At 40.3% G+C, this 22,293-nt stretch carries 16 protein-coding genes, 2 tRNA genes and 1 riboswitch; of the genes, 14 read left to right on the top strand and 4 right to left on the bottom strand.

Annotated features, from left to right (window positions below; translation table 11 throughout):
- Window positions 1–46: 46 nt before the first annotated feature.
- Window positions 47–3,361 carry a miniconductance mechanosensitive channel MscM gene (mscM, locus tag OCU87_RS11790; protein ID WP_261857219.1) on the bottom strand — a complete coding sequence of 1,105 codons (3,315 nt, stop codon included), beginning with the start codon at window positions 3,359–3,361 and terminating at the stop codon, window positions 47–49.
- Between the two features lie 231 nt (window positions 3,362–3,592).
- On the opposite strand from mscM, the gene OCU87_RS11785 reads away from it, so the two are divergent.
- The 3 genes from OCU87_RS11785 to OCU87_RS11775 all read left to right on the top strand — a co-directional run bounded on the left by OCU87_RS11785 (window position 3,593) and on the right by OCU87_RS11775 (window position 6,739).
- Window positions 3,593–3,680: transfer RNA gene (locus tag OCU87_RS11785), tRNA-Ser, on the top strand.
- 24 nt (window positions 3,681–3,704) lie between these two features.
- A tRNA-Ser gene (locus OCU87_RS11780) sits at window positions 3,705–3,794 on the top strand.
- 434 nt (window positions 3,795–4,228) lie between these two features.
- Entirely contained in the window at window positions 4,229–6,739 is a 2,511-nt protein-coding gene (locus OCU87_RS11775; RefSeq protein ID WP_261857218.1) for a C25 family cysteine peptidase, read from the top strand.
- A 72-nt stretch (window positions 6,740–6,811) separates the two neighbouring features.
- On the opposite strand, the gene OCU87_RS11770 is transcribed toward OCU87_RS11775, so the two are convergent.
- From OCU87_RS11770 to OCU87_RS11760, 3 genes are all read right to left on the bottom strand, one after another.
- Complete coding sequence (locus tag OCU87_RS11770; RefSeq protein ID WP_261857217.1) at window positions 6,812–7,543, bottom strand: LytR/AlgR family response regulator transcription factor; 732 nt, start codon at window positions 7,541–7,543, stop codon at window positions 6,812–6,814.
- Complete coding sequence (locus OCU87_RS11765; protein ID WP_315972475.1) at window positions 7,521–9,215, bottom strand: LytS/YhcK type 5TM receptor domain-containing protein; 1,695 nt, start codon at window positions 9,213–9,215, stop codon at window positions 7,521–7,523. The genes OCU87_RS11770 and OCU87_RS11765 overlap by 23 nt, the downstream gene beginning before the upstream one ends.
- Window positions 9,216–9,293: 78 nt before the next feature.
- A complete protein-coding gene (locus OCU87_RS11760; RefSeq protein ID WP_261857216.1) occupies window positions 9,294–10,520 on the bottom strand; it encodes an L-lactate MFS transporter in 1,227 nt (408 codons plus the stop codon).
- 493 nt (window positions 10,521–11,013) lie between these two features.
- Window positions 11,014–11,103: riboswitch (cyclic di-GMP riboswitch) on the top strand.
- Between the two features lie 102 nt (window positions 11,104–11,205).
- On the opposite strand from OCU87_RS11760, the gene OCU87_RS11755 reads away from it, so the two are divergent.
- The 11 genes from OCU87_RS11755 (at window position 11,206) to OCU87_RS11705 (ending at window position 22,292) form a co-directional block, all read left to right on the top strand.
- Complete coding sequence (locus OCU87_RS11755; RefSeq protein WP_261857215.1) at window positions 11,206–12,726, top strand: lytic polysaccharide monooxygenase; 1,521 nt, start codon at window positions 11,206–11,208, stop codon at window positions 12,724–12,726.
- Window positions 12,727–13,068: 342 nt separating this feature from the next.
- Window positions 13,069–14,217: an L-threonine dehydrogenase gene (gene yiaY / locus OCU87_RS11750; protein WP_062690740.1), complete on the top strand. Its 1,149-nt coding sequence runs from the start codon at window positions 13,069–13,071 to the stop codon at window positions 14,215–14,217.
- 653 nt (window positions 14,218–14,870) lie between these two features.
- Window positions 14,871–15,449 carry a TadE/TadG family type IV pilus assembly protein gene (locus tag OCU87_RS11745; RefSeq protein WP_261857214.1) on the top strand — a complete coding sequence of 193 codons (579 nt, stop codon included), beginning with the start codon at window positions 14,871–14,873 and terminating at the stop codon, window positions 15,447–15,449.
- Window positions 15,450–15,453: 4 nt separating this feature from the next.
- Window positions 15,454–15,969, top strand: coding sequence for a tight adherence pilus pseudopilin TadF (gene tadF, locus OCU87_RS11740; RefSeq protein ID WP_261857213.1), 516 nt, complete (start codon window positions 15,454–15,456; stop codon window positions 15,967–15,969).
- A gap of 4 nt (window positions 15,970–15,973) precedes the next feature.
- A complete protein-coding gene (locus OCU87_RS11735; protein ID WP_261857212.1) occupies window positions 15,974–17,473 on the top strand; it encodes a pilus assembly protein in 1,500 nt (499 codons plus the stop codon).
- A gap of 229 nt (window positions 17,474–17,702) precedes the next feature.
- A complete protein-coding gene (locus OCU87_RS11730; RefSeq protein WP_261857211.1) occupies window positions 17,703–17,897 on the top strand; it encodes a Flp family type IVb pilin in 195 nt (64 codons plus the stop codon).
- Between the two features lie 8 nt (window positions 17,898–17,905).
- Window positions 17,906–18,364 carry a prepilin peptidase gene (locus tag OCU87_RS11725; RefSeq protein ID WP_261858382.1) on the top strand — a complete coding sequence of 153 codons (459 nt, stop codon included), beginning with the start codon at window positions 17,906–17,908 and terminating at the stop codon, window positions 18,362–18,364.
- The gene (gene cpaB / locus OCU87_RS11720; protein ID WP_261857210.1) at window positions 18,361–19,155 is read left to right on the top strand and encodes a Flp pilus assembly protein CpaB; all 795 of its coding nucleotides are present in this window, start codon (window positions 18,361–18,363) and stop codon (window positions 19,153–19,155) included. Before OCU87_RS11725 ends, cpaB begins: the two co-directional genes overlap by 4 nt.
- 13 nt (window positions 19,156–19,168) lie before the next feature.
- Window positions 19,169–20,488 (top strand): type II and III secretion system protein family protein, encoded by a 1,320-nt coding sequence (locus tag OCU87_RS11715; protein WP_261857209.1) that lies wholly within the window; start codon window positions 19,169–19,171, stop codon window positions 20,486–20,488.
- Window positions 20,485–21,027 carry a hypothetical protein gene (locus OCU87_RS11710; protein WP_261857208.1) on the top strand — a complete coding sequence of 181 codons (543 nt, stop codon included), beginning with the start codon at window positions 20,485–20,487 and terminating at the stop codon, window positions 21,025–21,027. Before OCU87_RS11715 ends, OCU87_RS11710 begins: the two co-directional genes overlap by 4 nt.
- The gene (locus OCU87_RS11705; protein WP_261857207.1) at window positions 21,027–22,292 is read left to right on the top strand and encodes an AAA family ATPase; all 1,266 of its coding nucleotides are present in this window, start codon (window positions 21,027–21,029) and stop codon (window positions 22,290–22,292) included. Before OCU87_RS11710 ends, OCU87_RS11705 begins: the two co-directional genes overlap by 1 nt.
- Window position 22,293: the final 1 nt, after the last annotated feature.

Raw genomic sequence — 22,293 nt, 5'->3', positions numbered from 1 at the left:
ATGCGGCACCTTTTTTGACCTTGTTTATTGCCATTTATTGCTGCGTTTATGTCTTTGCGAAGCGCCTACGCGCAAAGGGATGTGACTTTTGATTCTTGATAGCGACTTCTAGCTGTGGATGAGCGATATCAATATTGTGTTGGATGAATTTCTGTTTGATACGACAGTGTAAGTCATGTGTCAGACTCAGACGGTGCCCCGTTTCTGCGGCATAGGCACGTACTTCAAAGTTTTGACAATCTGCAGATAGACCAAGGAAGAAGACTTCGGGTGCTGGGTTATCAATAACAAGTTCACATTCATGGGCAGCATCAAACAATAGTTGAGTGACTAGTTCGCTATCAGCCATGTATTTGACGTTAATTGTAAGCGTCACACGAGTAATGGCATCAGACAGCGACCAGTTAACAAATTGTTCAGTTACAAATGCTTTATTCGGCACAATCACTTCCTTGCGATCCCAATCTACAATAGTGGTTGCGCGAGTTTGTATTTTAGCGATAACACCAGTGAGGTCGCGAATTGTCACGGTATCACCAATACGGATTGGTCGTTCAAACAAGATGATAATACCCGAGATAAAGTTGGCGAATATCTCTTGTAAGCCAAAACCAAGCCCGACACCTAAAGCTGCCACAAGCCATTGCATCTTTGACCAATCAAATCCGATTAAGCCTGAACCGACAATAATGCCGACAAAAATAGTAATGTAACGTGTTAGTGATGTTAGTGCGTAACCAGTACCTGGGCTGAGCTCTACATGCTGAAGGATTAATAACTCCATAGCCGCTGGTAAATCTCGTGCAAATACGGCGGTTAGACCAAAGGCCAATAAGGCGAGGAAGGCACTTTTGACGGTTATAGCGCTGAGTTCGTCAATGCCATTGATGGTATTGGTCACATCCCATAGGGTCACGTCTTCTAATAGTGTCGTGGCTTGATAAAGGTCAGCCCATAGCACGGCCAGTATTGAGAGAAAAATGAGGAAGAGTAACGATCGCAATAAACGCAGTGATTGAGCACTGATTTTATCGAGATCAATTTCAGGCTCTTCGATTTCAATTTGCATTTCACTGCTGGTATGAAACTCTTCGCGCTCTTCATTCATTTCCGCTAAGCGTTGCGCCAGAATTTCTTGGCGTTTGGTTTTCGCTCGTTCAAATGCTAGTCGACGCTTTTGGATCAGCATCAAGCGTTTAGTTAAGAAGTAAATCAGTAAGGTGACGACGCCAATAAATGCAGATACTTCCAGTTTCACCATCACAGATTGCGCTGAGCTTAAATATCCCAGTAGCGCGGTGTAGTTGAGTCCTTGCGGAATGAGAATAAAAGTCCCAAAGAACAAATGATGTCGTAGGTGGGCTTTCCCTTCAGGTACTTCACCATAAGTCATCGGCATTTTGTCGCGCCATAACTTATAAAGGAAATAGCTGACAGCGACATTACTGATGATAAAAGCCAGACGCCCGATGGTTGCTCGCACATCGACATCACTATAAAGCAAAGTGAATTCTTGGATCACCATCATGGGAAAGTAGACCCACATCAAGGTGCGGTAATGGGAAAATGTATTTTTAACGACTTTCTCATCCCAGCTGAAGTGGCTAATGAACAAGCCGTTGTCACGTACTAATTCACGAATGAAGCAAAAGACGACTAAAGATAGAGGTAGGCTGAGAGCCTGACCAAGATGATGGAAAAATGGGTATTGCCATGCTTCACTGAGTAAATTACCCAGTAAAATCACACACAGTGGAATAGGCCACGCGAGGACAAAAGCAATAAGGACATTAATGTAACTAAAGCGGAATTTGTCGAGGGTGACTTTGCCAATTTGTTTCTCGATACGCTCTAATCGCACCTTCCAACGTTTACGGCTCCAGCGGCTTACAACGAGTAGTAAACCGATAAAGGTTGCAGTGAAAATGAAACTAGGCAGAGTGAGGGCTGTTGGAAGCTTAACAATATTGACCCACTGAAATGGAGAAAAGAACCAGCGGATTTTTTCGACGGTATCTACAATTAAATTCCAGCTCAGACTATTGGTATCAGGGGCCCAAAATAGCTCTTTTTGTGATTCAGTGGCTAACTCAGTCAATGCATTATTGAGTTTGTCATAGGCAACTTTTAGCGTAGCTTCTTGGTAAATGATCTTGTCAGAGCTATTAACGACTTGTTTAAGCAAGTCGATATTGGCCTCGATAAGTTCTTTCTCTGTACTTTGCTGATCGGGTGTTAAATTCTTTGATGCTGGTAGTTTTGCTTGGGCTATTAAGCGATCAAGTTGTTGTTGATATTCGTACTTCTTTATTTGGTGTTGTGCAATTTGCTGGTCTAGCACTTCAATCGGGGGATTGGCAGGGAGCTCTTTAATGCGAGTGCGCAGTGTTTCACTAAATGCAGGGCTTAAACGTAGCCATTCCGACACGCGCTCTAGTTCTTCCGTAGCACGACTAACTTGGGCCAAGTGCGCCGTGGTTTGTTGCTGTAACTGCTGAACTTGCTCTGTTTGAGTCGTCATTGCCGTTAGGGCGTTAGATATTTGCTTATTGGTTAGCACTAATCGACGGATTTCCGTCGGCTGATTCATCAGTTCACTCTGTAATTCATCGCTTTGTTCTGCAGCTTCATCGACAGAGGCGCGCTCAACACGATTAAGCATATTTTGCAGGTTGTTGCGGTATGCTTGGCTGGCTTCAATGTCTAAATTGATACGTTGAATGCTTAATTTTGCTAATTGACGACGGTTACCCGCACTGAGTTGTTCAGCTTCAAGCATGTAAACTTGGCTAATGTAATATTGGTTTGCAATATCGAGTACTAGCAGCTTATCTGCGTTGTTGCTGGTATTCGTTTCTACACGAATTTTATTTTCAGTTGCTTTGATTTTTGTGCGAAGCTGCTCTGTTTGAATAGAGAAGAGATCAATACCTTGCTCTATATCTGAAAAGATATTTTTCTGGGTTTTCCGAGTTTGTTCTAGCTGTTGTAGTTTTTGATCTCGGGTCGCCATTTCTAGCGTGAGTTGATCGGCATTCCAGTCGGTAAAATCCGGAAACTCAGTGACAGAGAATATACTGATCTGTTCTTTTAGTTCATCAGAGAGGCGAGGATAGTCAGCCATCAATTGCTGATAATCTTTGGTTTGGCGATTAAAGTCTTTTATTTGCTCTAGTTGGCGTTGCGCTTTTTGGAAAGTATCTAAAATCTTTAATGTGTCTGGTGTCTTGGGCTCTTGTTCGAGTTGCTCAATCTTTTGAGTCAATATCTCTTGTGTATTCGTTAGCTCATCAGCATGGCAAGATAACACTGAAAAACAAAACAGCATCGTTGAAATCAGCAGATGCTTAAAGATCGCCATACAGTTTCCTTTTGAAGCGCAAACGTCAGTGCTAGCGCAAGTTTGTGTAAATAGGGTAGTTTTACGTAATTCTAAATTGTAGCAATGAATAAATACAAGCGATTGCCGTAAGATGCGACAATTTGATCTAATACTGGTCATGCAGTGATTTGATTCACAAAAATGCTTGACCATAGACGGCCAACTGATTACATTAGCGACCGTCGTAACGCAGAGCGTTTCCGACAATGTGGTGAGGTGTCCGAGTGGCTGAAGGAGCACGCCTGGAAAGCGTGTATACGGCAACGTATCGAGGGTTCGAATCCCTCCCTCACCGCCATCATCTTTTAAGATGATAAAATTCGGAGAGATGGCTGAGTGGTCGAAAGCACCGGTCTTGAAAACCGGCGGCGGTTTATCCCGTCCTAGGGTTCAAATCCCTATCTCTCCGCCACATTAAGAGAAAGCCCAGCAGAAATGCTGGGCTTTTTCGTATGCGTTGAATTTTGACAATGGACTCGGTCAAATCAGTTTTATAAGAATATCATTATATATAGCTGGCTTACATTGAAGATTATAACATCTCCTTATGTTGGAATAAGGAGATGTTATTTAATTTTTTTTGTTTGGTTTGTTATATTGAAATATTATTTTCATACTGTGAAATTAAAAAATCTTTGAAGTGGTATTAAGGGAAGTAGTATTTAACTCTATTGGTTTATAACAGTTTATTATAGGTTGTAAGTTATCTTAATTAGGTGACGGTTACTGATATAAGTTAATTTCTGTTGTTATAAATAATATTAATAGTCTATTAACTTGTCTAGTTTATAACAGGCATGCCTTATATCACTTCTATATATCTGTCATTATTTTTAAGGACTGAAGATGAAATTAGCAGTAAGCTTGGCCATTCTCGGCTTCTCGGTGGTCAATGCTAACGCCGCCGTGTCAGAGCATGTCGATAGTACTTTGTTTGCGAAAAAAGTTGTTGTATTTAATGATAATGTGACAACTGATCCTGAACTAAGTTACTCAGATAACTTTAACGAGCTTCAAAAAAACGATCAGGAAATAATACTGGAAGCCAGTATTAATTCACTCACTTTTGCGAAGGCAACGTTAGCAGATGGTGTAACGTACGATCGTATTATGCTGCCAAACAGTGGCGGTGCTAAATTTCCTGGCGCACCGAATATTGAAAGCTACTCTAAAATGGTTTCATTACCATATGGCGCTGAAATTAATCTTATAATCGAAGACGTTAAATGGTCCAAAATTTATAAAAATGTTATCGTTGATCCAACGCAGCTCCCTTTCCCTGATGTCGTTCTTGAGAATGGTGATCGTCCAGATGAAAGCCTTCCTTTTGTGAAAGATATTGATACTTACAATAAGTTAATTGAAAATCAATATTCGCCAATTCAAATTGTGAATACTTTAATTGTGCGTAATAAGCGCTACGTTAATCTTGAATATCAACCAATCGATTATAATCCGAAAGAGAAGACAGTTCGTTTTGCAACGAGTGTGCGTTTTAAATTAGGTTTTCACGGTAACTTTCAAAACATTGACTCTCAACAGCGCTTAGATCCAATGATTGAGAGCTTAAAAACTGATGTTAAGGCGTCACTGTCCAATGAATTGTTGATTGACAGCAGTGATGTAGTACAAAGCGATCCTGTCTCTAGTCTTCCCACAACAGCGCCTGTATTAACGGCGGCGGAGAAAGCAGATTATCTGATTATTTCTCCACCGGCTTTCATTGATGCAATCAAACCATTGGCAGAATGGAAACGTAAAAAAGGTTATCAGGTTTATATTGCATCCACCGCTGAAACGGGTAATACCCAGCAAGAAATTAAAGACTATATTCGCAACTCATATCTGAAAGGTACGATGACAAGTTATGTTTTGTTGGTTGGTGATCATGAGGATGTGTCTGGTTGGGAAATTAAGGGTCATCCTTTTCATGGTAAAGATCATACATGGGTAACAGATTATACTTACACTTTGGTGGATGGTAATGATGAGTTTGCTGACTTAAGCCTTGGTCGCCTTCCGGGTGATACGGCTGAACAAATTACCCATATGGTTGAGCGCACGCTGAAATATGAAAAAAAACCAGAAATCAGCGATCGTTATAACCATGTTTTGCTTGCTGGGCAATTTCAGGATCATAAAGGTGAGCACCTTGTTGCTGATCGTATGTTCATGGAAGATTTGAATCGTATTGCTGATTTTTTAGGCCCTGATTTTGATTTTTATAGCCAGCCTGGTGATCCTTTCAATAAAGGTTTCCACATTCATACTGCTTTACAGTGGGACAGTTCAACAACAGAAGCACTTAAATATGGTGGTTGGAACTATGGGCGATCACGATTAACACCGCCAGAATTTGTTTCGCAGGCATGGAAGAATCAAGGTGAGGGTGATCGAAATGATATTTCCCGTGCGATCAATCAAGGTGTTGGTTTAGTGTTTCACCGTGATCATGGTTACGGAAGCGGATCTGGCTGGGCAGACCCTCATTTTACTGATCGTGAAGTGAATGGTTTGGCTAACAATCAAGTTTACCCTGTAGTTTTTAGTTTGAACTGTGCAACGGGTTGGTTTGATGGTATTGATTCATTTGCTGAGTCTTGGATGCGGAACACTAATGGTGGTGCCGTTGGTTTTACTGGTGCTGCTCGTGTCAGTTACTCAGGGTATAACGATCTTTTCCATGTCGGTGTGATGGATGCTTTTTGGGATGATTATGATCAAACGTGGTCATCGAATATCTATGCTAACACTTGGAAACCGGCAGAAGCGTTAAATCGCGCGAAGCAACAAGTTTTTTCAGGGTACTCAGTCCAAGACAGAACAGCTAAATTGACCGCACGCTTGTTCAATTGGTTTGGTGATCCTGATTTGGAACTCAGAACATCAGTGCCTCAGCCGCTTTATGCTTTTCATTCGCCATCTTTAGAAGTAGGCTCATCAGAACCGTTTGAAGTGTCAGTTCGCACGCGCTCAGCCGTGACTGAAAATGCTCGTGTTGCTTTGGTTTTTAAAGATGGTCGTGCATTAGTTGGCAAAACGGATAATTCGGGCCGGGTGACATTTAACTTTACAGCTAAAGAGTCATTTACTGTAACGGTAACAGAACACAATGGCATTCCTTATGAAGAAGTTGTGATTGTGAAAGAGAAGCCAAAGCCTCAGCTGCCGGTGCAACCAAAGCCACCGTCGTCAGTGCCGGTGAAACCGCAACCGCAGCAAACGCCGACTCTTCAAACTAATAAGGAAGAAGCGGGTGGCGCTATCAACATGTTATTTCTATTGATGATGACTGGCATTAGCGTACTAAGAGAAAAGGTGAAATATACCCATAATATTGATTGGGAAAGTAAATGATCAGGCATTAATTCTGGTTGGAGTGAGGCATAAACTTATGGTTTATGCCTTATTTGTTTGTAGCTATTTAAATCATAACTTCATTTTGGTTCTAAACAGTTTAATATTATTTCGGCTAACGGGAATGTCAGTACTACTGTGCTGCACATTAACGACATAGGTGCTGTTCATTCCTGGAGTGATTTGCGTAATTTTGTTTAGATTTATGCAGTAAGAACGGTGACAACGGAAAAAAGCCTGTTCAGGTAATCGCACCATCAGCTCACTGATGGTGTAGGGGGCGATATACTGACTGTCTTGTGTATAGACTTCAGTGATTTTTTCTTTTGCGACTGCGTAATGAATATCTTTAATATCAATGATGCAAATACGGTTCTGTTGTTGAAGCGGCAGCGTTGATGTTGGCGTATTTGCCAGAATAGATTCAGATTGGTTGTGAACCACTGACTGTTGCTCAAGCTTTTCGAGTACGCGCTGGACACGCTCAACGTTAAGTGGCTTTAATAAATAATCAATGGCTTCTATGTCAAAGGCATCCAAAGCATGCTCTTTATACGCGGTGGTAAATACCATCTTTGGGGCGCTTTGTGTATTGTGCAGGTTTTTAGCCAGCATCATACCGTCAATAGAAGGTACATTAATGTCTAGGAACAGCACATCAACAGTATGGCCTTGCAGGTACTTAAACGCATTTAAGCCATCGTCAAAGACTGCCACGACATCGATATTACTGTATTGAGATATAAGGTATTTTAGCTCTTCTTGAGCTAAATACTCATCCTCAACAATTACCGCTTTCAACATATATTGCCTCTGTTTGACGATCCAAAACCTTAAAAGAAACTTCAACCCCATCTTTTAAATTATGGATGTCGAGCCCATGACCATAAATGAGCTTGACGCGTTGATGCACATTGATTAAACCGATCTTGTTCTTTTCCATAGCGCCACTATGAAGTTTATCAATAACAGTTTGTGGGATCCCAGCGCCAGTATCTTTAACACTGATCAAAACATGATCGCTTTGCTGCTTAACTTTTATAAAGACATGCCCAGGGCGACTGAAAGGTTGGATACCATGTTGAATAGCATTTTCAACCAAAGGCTGGATAAGCAAGCAAGGGATCTGAATATGAACAGGATCAATATCAAAATCAACCGTGAGCTTGTTACCAAAACGCGCTAATTCAATTGCCGTATAATCTCGAACTTGCTGCAATTCTGAATGCACATCAATAAAGTCTTCGTCTCGCTCCAAGTTATAACGCAGGAAGTCGGCTAAATTGGCGATCAATGAACGTGCCTTATCGGGCTGAATCCGAATTAAGGTCGAGATAGCATTCAGTGCATTAAATAAGAAGTGTGGATTAATCTTACTTTGTAATGCAGAGAATTCAGCTTTCTGTAGCATTGTTCTGGTTTGCTCTGCACTTGATGCTTCTATTTGGGTTGATATCAATACTGATAAACCCTGAGCCATTTCGATCAGCGGTTGTGATATTTGGTTCTTCTTGCGAAAACATATTTTCAGCGTGCCTGTAATATGATCGCCCTCTTGAAGCGGGATAATCAATGCGGAGCGGTAATCCTCGTACTCATAATTATTAGCAACAACAGAGGTCTTTTGGGCTAATACTTTTTTGACCAATGGACCACAGGCGGTTTGGTGGTCGTTATAATGGCCAAGCGTTATGCCATTGGCATAGGCTGAGATGAATTCACGGTCAGTGATAAAGACAGCATCGGCTTGAGTTTCTCGGCGAATAATGTCACAGATCTGGGCCAAACTATCAGAATGATTTTTCTTAAATAAAGGCAGCGTTTGGTTAGCGATATCTAACGATCGTTTTGCTTGTTGCGCGGCAAAGCGGTCACGTTCGTTGTGAACATCTTGGATACGTTTAATGATCAAGCCTATGCTTGCAGAACCGAGCACCATAGGTAAACCAATATTTTGAACAATACTGGCAGCCAAATTTTTGTCATCGGCCAGCAGGTATATCAATGCCATGGTTAATACTTCACAAAACATCCCAGCCGCAATACCCCAGCAGATGTAATGTTTTTTATTACCAAAATGGTATATCAAGGTGCCACAGATCCCAGCGAAGGTACTGGTAATTAAGCAAGGTATGGATGTTGGACCATCAATGTCGATTAGAAAGCGGTGAATACCTGAAATTATCCCTGCGGGTAAACCGACCCAAGGACCGAAGATAATACCGCCTGAAATGATTGAGATAATACGGACATTGACCAAAGAGCCTTCTACATTCACTCCGGTATAGGTACTGAAAATCGCGAAAAAGATGAATAAAAGAGAGACAAAGATGAGTTCAGTCGGCTTCCGCTCTGATTCATCTTTATGCATGATGTCTTTGAATACGCGTGCTTGTGTTAATAAGAACAATGCTGACAGCATGAATGCCGCGCGTTCCAACACATTGAATAACATCTGTAAATGTTCAAGGAACAAGCGAGATACTCCCTTTAACGGAAAAAGCCCTTAGAGTGAACATAAGGGCTTGATAGCAAAATTAATAATCAGTTGTGGTTAACACATCACAGGCTGAAGAGGTTGTGTCTTGTTCGGTAATTTAACGGTGAGTGAGAACACGATAGAAATGACCACCAATGCTAGCATCACTGAGAAAGTTGCTGTAAAACCACCAAAGAAAGCCGCAATGACTGAGCCGAAAAAGCTACCAATACCAAAGCCTAAATAAATGAAACCATAATTTTTGGTTAGGTTATTTAAGCCAAAAAAGTCACTAACCAAAGATGGGTACACAGTAATTGTGCCACCAAAACTAAAGGCAATGCAGGCAATCGCCAAGTAAAAACTTGATTGTTCTAGTGTGACTAAACGTAAGCACACAACACCGACCAAGCAAATAACCAGCGCAATGCTGATAACACGAATACGCGCTATTTTATCTGACAACACGCCAAGAACCAAACGACCAGACAGGTTACACACTGCGATAATAGCAACAGAAGTTGCAGCGGCTGCTGAATTAAGGTGAACAAAGTTTTCGCCAATGTCTTTTGCTACGCCAATAACGTAAAGACCAGACATACAAACCGTTAAGAAGATAAGAGACAGAATCCAAAATTGTGGTGTTCTGAATGCCTCTGCAAGCGTGAAGTCTTCTGAGATTGGCGCTGCCATCTTGGTTTGCGCTTCAGTTTTACTTGCTTCTTGATGGATCGGCGCGTCACGCATCATCATACCGCCAACTACCACACAACACATTGCAATGATGCCCCACACGCTAAATGTCATTTCGACACCTGAATGGGTTAAGAAGTACATGTTAATGTATTTGAAGCCTAAGCTACCTAAACCATAAGCGCCGATAGCACATGCTGATGCAACACCTTTACGTTCAGGGAAAAACTTCACGCAGTTTGATAGCGTCATCAAATAACCCGTACCATCGGCAAACCCGACCAAGAACCCCGCGACTACATACAACACGATTAGGTTCGGCGCATAGGAAGTAATGATTAGGCTAAGCCCCAGCATAATACCCGCACTGATAGTAACTTTACGTACCCCGAAACGCTCTTGCAGCTTACCTGATAGTGATGAAGCGACGGCTAAGGACAGGCTTAAAATACCAAATGAAAAAGCTACTTGGCTGACGGGGGTATCCAGTTTGCTCGCAAGAGGCGCATTAAACAGGCTCCATGTATAGACAGAGCCAAGTGCAAATTGGGTAATAATAGTGCCCAACAGCGTCCACAGACGGCTAGGTTGCTTTGTTGATGATTGCATGCCGCATTCTCCAAAATCGTTCATAGTCAAAATCGCATTGGATGTAGTAATACGCCTAACCGTCGATGACGCCAATAGCTTGTCAAAACTATAAAATGAGCGGCAGTTTATGGGCATGAACGGCACTATTTAGGCATGAGTGGCAGTATTAAGAGCTGGGTAAACGTTAGGTTTATAAAGAAAGAGAAAGTAAATGTTATCGTTCTCTGCGTGAAAGATGCTCGACTATTTATGCATGTAAATATTTAAAGACTTTGTTGAGTGTTGAACTGACCAAAGGTGAAAAATGACAGACAAGGTGCCGCCATTGGCCGTCAATATTCATAGAGATTAACGCGGTTTTCATCATTCTGATTTTAAAGAATTAACCCTGTATGTACATCATACTTATTGTAGCGAATAAGTGCTTCTGTGCATGGTATTTTGAGATAAGCATTCCACATCTAGCACGTCATTTTTGCCTTATTTTCCATACTGAATTTTCATAGGAGGAGTCAGCTAAAGGCAAAAGCTCTGAAAGGGGCTGGCGCAAAACTTCCGGCCTACGGTTTTATTGTAAAGCTAGGGTAGCGGGGTTATCTGAATTTGGATGATTCTGCTGTTTTACGTGTAACGTATATACAGCACGATACCATCCGGTAATTAGCTGGCTTCCTTTTATAATAATGAATACGGAAGCTATTACATGAAAAGTCAGTTTTCTTTCTCTATAGGCGTAGCTACTGCTGCTATTGCGGTTATCCCGTCTTTAGCACAGGCGCATGGCTATGCGACATATCCCAAAGCTCGTCAGGTTATTTGTAGTGAACAAGGTGGGCATTGGGGATCACAAGATGGCTCGACCATAGCTAATGAAGCATGTCGCGCTGCGTTTCAAGAATCAGGTACATACCCTTTTGTACAAATAAACGAGTTTGCAACACTGGTATCTGATTACAACAATATGGATGCTGTAAAAGCCGGCGTTAAAGATGGTTTAATCTGCTCTGGTGGTGACGCTAGAAAAAGTGGAATGAGTGTTCCTTCGATGCAGTGGCAACGTACACCGATGAAAGCGGGTGAGACGTTTACGCTTAAGTACTTAGCAACAGCACCGCATAACCCAAGTCATTGGCAAATTTACCTCACTAATACTAATTATAATGCGGCGCATAGCCGCTTGGCTTGGGATGATCTTGAGCTAGTCCAAGAGTTTGGCAGTATCGAAAAAGTGAACATTGATGGAACCAACTATTATCAAATGGATGTCACTTTACCAGCAGGCCGAAGTGGGGATGCAACACTAGTGACACGATGGCAGCGCGATGATCCTGCGGGCGAAGGTTTCTATAATTGTAGTGACATTAAATTTGACGGGGATGCGCCTACGCCTACGCCAACGTGGTCAAGTAAAGGCACGTACGTAAAACCTGGTGTTGTCGCTAATGCTGGTGACGCCGTATGGTTCCGTATTTTCTCAGAACAAGGTAATGAAGTCGTATTTGAGAAATTACCTATCACGGGTGCTAACGCAGACTTGAACGTGTGGTCGTACGAATTAGCTCAGCAGATCAATACTAAATATCCAACCCTTGCTCAAATTGGCGTTAAGAATGCCAATGATGAAATCGTCTATGAATCTTCTGATTTGCACCTAAACCAAGTGTACGTGACCAACAGCAATTATAACTATGCTTTAGATGTACGTGAGGGCGGTATTTTGCCTCCACCACCAATTTCGGTCGAAGGTTTGTCTGCTGAATATCAGCTAGATACAAACAACACCGTGGATATTTCTGCTGTGGTACGTTCGGAAGGGGATTACAGCATCTCAATGCAGCTGTTGAACCAAAGCAACCAAGAGGTTGGAAAAGCAGAAGGGCAGCTTAGCGGCCAAGCACCAACTTTGAGCCTGACTATTCCTGTTACAGCAGACGGTACTTTCCAGCTAAAAATCACAGCAACAGATACCAAAGGTACAGTTCAAACTGTTGAAGAGCGCACTGTGACGGTTAAACCAGCATCATCTGGTGGTGACTACGATTACGAGTATCCATCGAGTATTGGTAGTTACGATGCAGGAACTAAGGTACTCGCTAAAGATGGCAATATTTATGAATGTAAGCCATTCCCCGCAAGTGGCTGGTGTCGTATTTATGCGCCTTCAGCTAATCACTATGAACCTGGTGTTGGTTCACATTGGAGTGATGCGTGGATTAAACGCTGATCGCTAATCAGTAACTTTTCTTTCTAACTTAACCCCCATTGGATAGCGATATTCGTGGGGGTTAATGTGTCAGGTGTAACCCTTACTGTTTCGCCTGGGAATAGCTATGTTTTTCCATGTGGATTATAACTGTCTGATTTGTAGTTGTTTATAGTGATATCGGTCATGTTGTTCGTCTATTTTGGATACTTAAGATTGATAGTTTGCTCAAGATCAATTTCTTATTGATAGGTGAGGTGTTACATAAAGGCGGAGAGCAAAGCGAGATACTTTTTACATCTAGTGGTTTATCTGTAGATCGGCGTTTAGCGTAAAAAGTATTCGTAATTATGGAGAATTATAATGAGCAGTGCATTTTTTATCCCAGCAGTAAACTTGATGGGTGCAGGTTGTTTAACTCAGGCTGTTGATACCATTCAAGCACACGGCTTTAAAAAAGCGCTTATCGTAACTGATAAAGTTTTGAACCAAATTGGTGTAGTTAAACAAGTCGCAGATTTGCTTACAGCACGCGACGTTGAATCTGTTGTGTTTGATGGCACTCAGCCAAACCCTACAACTGGTAATGTTGAAGCGGGCCTTAAGCTACTTAAAGATAACGAGTGTGATTTTGTAATCTCACTGGGTGGTGGTTCGCCGCACGATTGTGCTAAAGGTATTGCGCTTGTTGCTTCTAACGGTGGCAAAATTGGTGATTACGAAGGTGTTGACCAATCTGCAAAACCTCAAATGTCGCTAGTTGCTATCAATACAACGGCTGGTACTGCATCTGAAATGACACGATTCTGCATCATTACAGATGAAGAGCGTCATATTAAAATGGCGATTGTTGATAAAAACACAACACCGTTATTATCAGTAAATGATCCAGAACTAATGCTTGCAAAACCGGCTTCACTAACAGCAGCAACAGGTATGGATGCACTAACTCACGCGATTGAAGCATATGTTTCAACTGCGGCAACACCAATCACTGATGCGGTAGCAATTAAAGCGATTGAATTAATTCAAGCGCACCTTCGCACCGCGGTTAATGAAGGTCAGAATATCGAAGCGCGTGAGCAGATGGCTTATGCTCAATTCATGGCTGGTATGGCATTCAACAATGCGTCATTAGGTTACGTACATGCAATGGCGCACCAACTAGGTGGCTTCTACGATCTACCGCACGGTGTGTGTAATGCAGTACTGCTTCCTCACGTACAGCGTTATAACGCAAAAGTATGTCCAGAGCGTCTTTCTGATGTAGCAAAAGCGATGGGCGTTAATGTTGAAGGCATGACTGCAGAGCAAGGTGCTAATGCAGCATTAGAAGCTATTCAAGTGCTATCTAAAGATGTAGGTATTCCTGCTGGCTTAACCGAGCTTGGTGCTAAAGCGGAAGATATCTCAATTCTTGCGGATAACGCATTAAAAGATGCTTGTGGTTTTACTAACCCTAAACAAGCTACACACGAAGAAATCTCAGCGATCTTTACTGCGGCGTTGTAATACCTTCGTATAGCAAGAAAACAGAGTCAACAAAAGGCAGGTATGAATATACCTGCCTTTTTTATGCATAAAAATATGTTGTTCTTCTATTTCCCTTACGCCAACTAGCCATCGTTTATTACTCAAAGTAAATTAACGAATAAATATGTATTTTAATTGTTTATTCGTAGTGAGAACGTCAGGTAACTAGAAAACACATCTCTATCCTCTCCCAAAAAGCGCCCCATTTAAGTAAAATTGATGTTTTTACAATTTAATAAATTGAGTAAATAGCGGTTTGATGCCATAAGTGTAATATGTTTTATAAAATATAAAGATAATCTTAAATTAAAAAAGAGCATAGGTTTGACGAGAGCTCTCTTTGTAGTGTAGTGAAAGGTAGGCATCAAACCTTTAGTTAATTTTGTACACATAGGATGGCGTTGATTGTCAATATTACAGCTAAATCCCTGTTTAACATGAGCCATTCATCGTCAGTATGATGATATTTCAATGATACCTCTCGTGAATCTTGCTAGATTATTGAGCAAAAGCATAAATTTGTAGATATGCGCGTCAAATAATTGTCATATCGGTTTTATCAATGTAAGATGCGAAACTTATAAAGTCTGAGGTGCTGGAAATCTCAGAGAATAACTAATAAAAATATAATAATGATTATGAATAGACCAAGTATAAGCAGCCAAAAAGGCGTATTTGCAATTGAGTTTGCATTAGGCTTTATTGTGCTATTTATGTTCACAATGCTTATTTTTGAAACCTGTCGTGTGACTTACATAGCTGCTGTTTTGGATTATGCTACGGCTGAAGCTGCAAGGGATGCTCGCGTTCAGCTGAAAGAAAATGAAGAGTATAAAAAATACGAGTTTGTTGATTGTAATACTTTAAGCAATAGTAGTGATAAGTCCCATTGCCTTAGAGTTAAGCAAATTGGTAAAGATCAATTTTCTCAGTGGTATTATAGCTTTATAAGCACAAATGCAGGTGTTTTGTGGGATGTGTTTACTAGTGCTAGTGATTATTCATTAAATGTTGATGCGTACTTAAGCCCTGTCGATTTCGCAGCCAATAAAAAAACAACTAATTGGAATAAAGCGACACTGGCTGAATATACAGTTACATACACGTATCGCCCTTTAATGCTGCAGGCGTCGTTTGCAGAAATGCCCATAACAAGACGACTTATAGCAATTCAAGATACAGCATTGTTTAGAGAAAAATTAAAAGGCTAGAGCTATGAGTAATAAAATTAGTCAAAAAGGAACGTTCAGTATTGAGCTTTCATTTGTTCTATTAGCTATGGCTGTGCTTTTGTTTTTTATATTTGATCTTGGCTTTCAAGTTATTCAAAAGAGCCAATTAAATAGAACGTCATACTCATTGGTGTCTGTTTTAAAGGAAAGAAAAGCTTTTTACAGCCCGAACTCAAGAGATACAAATTGGACAATAAATCAGTCACAAGCAGATCAAATGCTACAGATGGCAAAAAAGCTCCAAGGGAATAATGCAGATATTAGAGTGAGTATTGGCTTTAAAAGCGGCAGTCAGGCTGAAGTTTCGCTTAGTGCTGGTGATAATTCATTGACTTGTGATAGTAGGCCAATACCTAACACGATGACTCAGGGAAGTAAGCGTGATTTAAACGTATACCGCGTGACTATTTGTAAAAAAGTGCCAGCTTTTTATGAGGCTGCCTTCTTATCTAATAAAAATAGAGTGTTAAGTTCAACTTCAGTTTTTGTCGGAAGATAATAAGATGGATAAGAGAAAGCAGAAAGGCTCCGCGGTTGTTTATTTTGTCTTTGTTGCAGGAGCGATTCTAGGGGCTGGCGCGCTAGCGATAGAAGGTAGCCGTTATATCACGGAGAAAGCTCATCTAGGAGATACAATGGAGGCAGCATCAGTTGCTGTTTCTGAAAGTGATGATATTCGTGATGAAGATAGTTTTAATGAATCTCAAGCTAAAGTGATAGCATCAGCTTGGGTTGACTACTTGATGCCAGATAATAAGAAGAAAGAGTTTACGGTATCTCGAACAAAAGAAGAGTACAAAAAAGAAGTATCTGGTCAGCAAGTAGTTAGAACTGTCCATCATTATAATTTAGCAAGTACAACAACACATAATTCTTGGATGGCTATGTATGGTTTACCATCTTTTGAAAAACAACAGAAAATATTTAATAAAGCCACTGCTGCTCGAGTAAGAACAGACTTTGAGCCAGTTGATGTAGTATTTGTTTCTGATTTTTCTGGATCGATGTCCGATTATAAGCGAGTCGATAACTTAAAGTATGCGATAAAAGAAGTTACTAAGACTATCTTCGATGGTACTCAAGAATTGAAACAAAAGCACCCTGGTGAGAATATTAATGATTCAAGCTTTGGTTTTGTACCATTTTCAAAACGTGTTGTATTTAAGAAAGGGCAGAGTTACTTTTGTTCTTCTCTTTTATTGCCTCCAAAAAATTCAAGTTATAATCGCCCTCGCTTTGAGCAGGACTTTTCATATGTTGCAGGACTAAGTAGAAAGAACAGAACTAAATGGTATAACCAGCTAGAACGATTATATTCATCAGATGAGATAAATGTGATGGAGAAATATATATCATGGGCAAAAAATAGTAGTTACTATACGATTACGAACCTTGATTATAATACGACTAATTATGGTGGTTATTTCAATCATATAGATTATCAAAGAACGGCATCGGAGATTCAGCTAGATTCAAACAATCTAAAACTTATGACACCTATGAAAATGGGACAAAATAATTTTCGTACAGATTGGCTTTGCTCTGTTAAATCAAGAAACCCTGCACATCATGTTATTGATCGCGTAACTATGTCAAAACAAGATGATATTGATGGATTTAATAATACAATTAAACCAATGAGAGTTGGTGGTGGTACAGATATGTACCAAGCGCTGTTAGCCGCACCAAGCCAGTTTTATAATGCCATCAATAAAAATAGATTTATTTTTGTTTTATCAGATGGTGATGAAAATAATGATAGTTTTAAAAAGTTAGTGAACGAAGGACTTTGTACTACCATTCGGGAAAAAATGAAAATCAATAAGAATGGTGAAGCAATAAATTTTGAAATGTTTGTAATCGGGCTCAAGTTTACACCTCACGGTAATTCTTATAACACATGCTTTGGTAAGCATATTTATACGGTAAACGATCTCAGTAAATTAAAAGATGTCATCATGGAATTATTGAGTAGTACTACATCTTATAATATAGAACGATAGACGCTAGTTACATAGTTGAATTAACAGTGTAAACATTATTTCTAGCTGGGTATTTTGTCATTATTTTGTCATTATTTTGACTCTTTTTTTGTAAGCTATTGATTTTGATTGGTTTGTTTTGGTTGTGTTTTGTCGGTAAATGCTTGCATATAAATATAAAATCATTATTATAAGTGATAGTTAGATAATGATTTTATATAAAAATACAGCATTTAAAATGGAGTGAAAAATGAAAAAGTTAATGACAGATTTTTTGAAAAATGAAGACGGTATTACTGCAATTGAATACGCAATGCTAGGTGTTGCTATGGCGGTTGGCCTAACTGCTATTATGGGCAGCTCTAGTAAGTCAGGAACATTCCTAGGTTCTCTTAAAGGTGCGTTTGATTCTATTGCAGGCAAAATCAGTGGCGCTGGTAGCTAATTTCTGTGATGTTATTATTGCTTTCAATATTGGCCGCAATTGCGGTCAATATTATTATTTCTGATGTTAAAGAACGTAAAATTAGTAATGCTTGGGTGTTACTGAATTTTACGGTTTGTTTAGTATTATCTTTGTTATTGGGTGCATTTCCTATATGGCAAGGTTTGCTTGTTTCTTTAGTTACATTTGTTATCGGTTTAGGTTTATTTCGATTTAAAATTTTTGGTGCTGGCGACATTAAACTTTTGATGGGCTATTCTCTTTGCTTTAATTTCCCTTTGGCGTTAACAAATTTAATTGAGTTTTTACTAGTTGGTGGCGTTGTTGTCGTTATTCAACTTGGGTGGGCATATATCACTGCGGGTTACGCTGAACTAAAAGCTCGTGGTGTGCCATATGGAATTGCAATAGCCAGTGTGAGTGTCTTCAATATTGGCTGCTTAGTATTTGGGAAGGCCGGGCTATGAAACAAAGAATTACCTACCTTTTTGCTTTATTAGCATTAGGTGTTGGTTTGTATGGGGTATTTACTGAGTTAGTAAAACCTGATGTGCCAGTTGTTGTACAACAACAAGGGCCTATTATTAAAAAAGTAAAAGTTTGGCTAGCAACATCAGAAATAACAAAAGGTCAGAACTTTTCAACGGGTTTATTAACGTCAGAGCAACGTCTTGAGAAAAATGCTGATTTTGCGTTGTTGGATTTGCCCTATAATCAGGGAGCAGTGTTTCGCCACAATATCAAACAAGGTCAGATGTTAACGCAAGAAGACCTTATTATGCCTGACAACCCTGAATATATCGATACCATTATTAATCCAGGAATGACACCTTTCCCACTTGCGGTAGAACAGCGTCATATTATCGCCGCGGGCGTACAGGCTGGTGACTATATCGATATCCTCGCGTTAACCTCTTTACAGCAAAATATGTCATCAAGTGATCGAGTCGAATCCCCTCGTGCGGCCAATATCGATGTGAAACCTTTGCTGAACCGCGTGCGTGTATTAGCTGTTCAAGGTAAAACTTATGATGACCAAGAATTGGTTAACTATGGTGCAGATGATGCGAGCACTTTCGTAACACTGGTATTAGAAATTCCACATCGCTTCATTAGTAAAATGACCTTAGCTCGCCGCCTTTCTGCATTAGAAATTTATAAATCAAAATCAAATTCACAGATTCCTAATGCTCAAACTAAGGATATTCTTCCGGGTTACCAAGGGATTGTAGAGATGCGAGGTGCGCGACGTGGCTAAATCAAGGGTTTTAATGAACACTTTAATTCGTACTGCTGTCAGTTTATTGTTTATTTCGCTGTCATTCTCTATTTCGGCCGCAAGTATTACGGTGGCTTTTGGTGATGCAACCAGTGTGACAACTAAGCAAGAGATAGGCACTATTTTTATTGCTTCACCTGATATTGCGGACTACCAAATCCTTGATGCCAACAAATTTATTGTTTTTGGCCGAGGTCGTGGTGATACTCGCATTATGGTGTTCGATAAAGAAAATAATAAAATCTACGATCGAAAAGTCAATGTGGTTCGTGATGTTAGCCTCGTTAACCGTCAGCTAAAAATGCATTACCCAGATCTTAATGTTAGCGTTGAGTCGATCGATGAACAGGTGCTGGTTCGTGGTGAAATTATCAATCAAACTCAACACCAAGAGGTTATTAAGCTTATTGGTGAGTTATTAAAGCTAGAAGAAGATGTCACTGTTGGCAATGATATCTCGAGTGGTGATGATGATGACGGTGAGGTTAAAGCTTATTTTAATAAGCGAGTAGAGTATAAAGGCCTTGTCGATAAACTGAAAATTGCTACTGCAGACCAAATTAACGTTAAACTTTCTATTGCAGAAGTCAGCCGCCAATTAAACGAAGAATTGGGCTTTAAGTGGAGTGATATGCTTGGTGACCAAGGCAAATTCCTATTTAAAGACTTTAAGTTTGGTGAATTACAAACAATTCTGACGGCGATTAATGATGAATCAGTAGGCCAAATGCTGGCTGAACCCAACCTTTCTGTAATTTCTGGTGAGTCAGCAAGTTTTCTGGTTGGTGGTGAATTGCCTGTCGTTACGACCAGTAATAATGGAACCACAGTCGCTTATAAAAGTTACGGTATTAAGTTAGCTTTTGCTGCAAAAACCTTAGAAAGTGGCCGTATCCGTTTAAAATTAAGCCCTGAAGTTAGTAGCTTAGATAAAGCATATCAAATCCATGGTGATTCTTTTCCTGCGCTTCGAACTCGTAAAGCTGAAACAACTATTGAGATCAAAGACGGTGAAAGTTTTGTGCTGGCAGGGCTATTAAGTTCTGATGATGTAGAAGGTATTTCTAAATTACCTGGTGCGGGTGATATCCCGATCATTGGTAGCTTATTTCGCAATACCACCACGGAGCGAACTAAACGTGAGTTAATCATTGTCGCGACAGTTAACCGTGTGAAAGCACAGCATCAATCTGACATTCAAATGCCTCATATGCAACGTACTAGCACTCTAAATCGTTTATTAGGGTTAACTTCCAAGCCAAAGCATGGTGTGACCTATGAATTGCTATCGAACGGTGGATTTGAAAAATGATAAGAAAAAAAGTATTTAGCCATGCGTTTTTTGCCGCGGTTATAGCGTCATCATTGCTATTGGTAGGCTGTAGCCAGGGCCCTGCGGTTATTGGTTCTGAAGCTGTACTGGTTCCAATGACAGCTGAGCTACAATTGGCAGCAAAAACCCAGAAAAAAGCAGCCCAAGAAAAAATATACCTGCGGGCGCATGATTTTATTGTTCAGCAGTTTGAACAGCATGCCGAGAAAATTGTTGTTACAGCCAACACTACAGTAGGCAAGCGAATTCAAGGGAAATTAAAACGTAATTTAGGTAAATACCAACAGTGGATTGATTATAAGTTCGAACATAAACCGCGTTCAGATGAAGATTTGTTCATTAGTGCTAATCGAACTGAAGTTATTATTCCTCCATGTGAAGCATTAGGGCAATATAATATTTGGGATCAACAAGATGGGTGTTTTACGGAGCGTGCGCGTAGTAAGCAGTTAGCGACACCATCCACTTTAATGCCTGTTGAATCTGAAATGACTATTGAACAACGAGAAAGCCAATAATGTTAGATCTTACTGAAGCGCTCAAATCGACCCAGACGGCTGAGGAATCTTTAGGTTTAGGGAGTGTTCTGTTTTATCAATCAGAACATTGCCGTGATCTTGTGAAGGAAGTGTTCAGCTTCGACGCATTAGGCGTGCCTGATTTACGCCAAATGAAGGTAGCAACATGGAACGAATTCTTTGCGGTGAATCAGTTACGTGTCGATATGGTTTTGATCGAACTCACGGATTGTGATGATGTCGTCGCTCGTATGGCTGAGCTTGCGCCACAGATTCCTAATACTGCTTCAGTCATTGTTATTGGCAAAGAAGATGCAATCTCAACCATTCGCTCGTTGAAAGAAATGGGTTTTTACTATGTATTCTGGCCTGTCGTTAAAAGTGAATTAAGTGACTTTATGCGCCATGTGGTACGCAATCACCATGGTGGTAAGGGGTTAGGTAAAGAACGTAAAGCAAAGCGTATTGCTGTAGTCGGTTCTAAAGGTGGTGTTGGAACGTCATTATTAAGCTGTGAGTTAGCACGATTTTTACGAAAAGAGACCCAAAGTCGTGTCATGTTGGTCGATCACAATTATACCGACAGTAATTTAGATGTACTGCTTGGCATGAATGACTACCCTAAAATTGACATGAGCAAGTCATCGGTTCAGTTGACTCAGCTAGATGAAGATTCAGCGCAATCTTTGTTGCTTAAGGTTAACGATGGCTTATCGGTTCTTGCGATTGATGGGGAGAAAACGCCCGTTCAGGATTGCTTGAAAGAGAGTGATGCGGTGACATCTTTACTGCTTCGCCGATTCAATTTAATCGTTGAAGATTTTTCATCTTCTATACCTTTCCCATTAGATTATAAATTTTTCTGTGAAAGTTTTGATACGGTTGTTGTTATCGCGGACCCCACGGTTTCCTCTGTACGTTCAGCGAAACGGACATTGCATAACTTAGATATGGCATCACGTATGTCACTTAAGACACCACGCAGCTTATTGGTATTGAATCAACATCGCACCTTCCGTGATGGTGTTCTTTATAAGAACGAAATCGAGAAAGAACTCGCTCGTCCTGTTGATGTTGAAATTGCCCACGATCGTACTATTCCTTCAACCTTATTGGCGGGTAAGCGCTTCATTGATTTGAATGGAAACTTCTCTAATAAATTACTGAGTCTTTCAGGTTTAGTGTTAGGACGCTCAATAGAAGTCAAACGTAATCCTTTAAAGCAATTATTGTCCCCTTTGAAAGCGGCATTGACAAAAAAATAGA

It is taken from the genome of Photobacterium sanguinicancri (assembly GCF_024346675.1).
Taxonomy (GTDB): Bacteria; Pseudomonadota; Gammaproteobacteria; order Enterobacterales; family Vibrionaceae; genus Photobacterium; species Photobacterium sanguinicancri.
Note: the sequence above shows the minus strand (reverse complement) of the source record. Positions and strands in the feature narration are given on the sequence as shown.

Excerpts from the sequence above, each read along its gene's own strand:
- mscM (WP_261857219.1), bottom strand. The coding sequence starts at position 3,361 with ATGGCGATCTTTAAGCATCTGCTGATTTCAACGATGCTGTTTTGTTTT.
- OCU87_RS11775 (WP_261857218.1), top strand. The coding sequence starts at position 4,229 with ATGAAATTAGCAGTAAGCTTGGCCATTCTCGGCTTCTCGGTGGTCAAT.
- OCU87_RS11770 (WP_261857217.1), bottom strand. The coding sequence starts at position 7,543 with ATGTTGAAAGCGGTAATTGTTGAGGATGAGTATTTAGCTCAAGAAGAG.
- OCU87_RS11760 (WP_261857216.1), bottom strand. The coding sequence starts at position 10,520 with ATGCAATCATCAACAAAGCAACCTAGCCGTCTGTGGACGCTGTTGGGC.
- OCU87_RS11755 (WP_261857215.1), top strand. The coding sequence starts at position 11,206 with ATGAAAAGTCAGTTTTCTTTCTCTATAGGCGTAGCTACTGCTGCTATT.
- yiaY (WP_062690740.1), top strand. The coding sequence starts at position 13,069 with ATGAGCAGTGCATTTTTTATCCCAGCAGTAAACTTGATGGGTGCAGGT.
- OCU87_RS11745 (WP_261857214.1), top strand. The coding sequence starts at position 14,871 with ATGATTATGAATAGACCAAGTATAAGCAGCCAAAAAGGCGTATTTGCA.
- tadF (WP_261857213.1), top strand. The coding sequence starts at position 15,454 with ATGAGTAATAAAATTAGTCAAAAAGGAACGTTCAGTATTGAGCTTTCA.
- OCU87_RS11735 (WP_261857212.1), top strand. The coding sequence starts at position 15,974 with ATGGATAAGAGAAAGCAGAAAGGCTCCGCGGTTGTTTATTTTGTCTTT.
- OCU87_RS11730 (WP_261857211.1), top strand. The coding sequence starts at position 17,703 with ATGAAAAAGTTAATGACAGATTTTTTGAAAAATGAAGACGGTATTACT.
- OCU87_RS11725 (WP_261858382.1), top strand. The coding sequence starts at position 17,906 with ATGTTATTATTGCTTTCAATATTGGCCGCAATTGCGGTCAATATTATT.
- cpaB (WP_261857210.1), top strand. The coding sequence starts at position 18,361 with ATGAAACAAAGAATTACCTACCTTTTTGCTTTATTAGCATTAGGTGTT.
- OCU87_RS11715 (WP_261857209.1), top strand. The coding sequence starts at position 19,169 with ATGAACACTTTAATTCGTACTGCTGTCAGTTTATTGTTTATTTCGCTG.
- OCU87_RS11710 (WP_261857208.1), top strand. The coding sequence starts at position 20,485 with ATGATAAGAAAAAAAGTATTTAGCCATGCGTTTTTTGCCGCGGTTATA.
- OCU87_RS11705 (WP_261857207.1), top strand. The coding sequence starts at position 21,027 with ATGTTAGATCTTACTGAAGCGCTCAAATCGACCCAGACGGCTGAGGAA.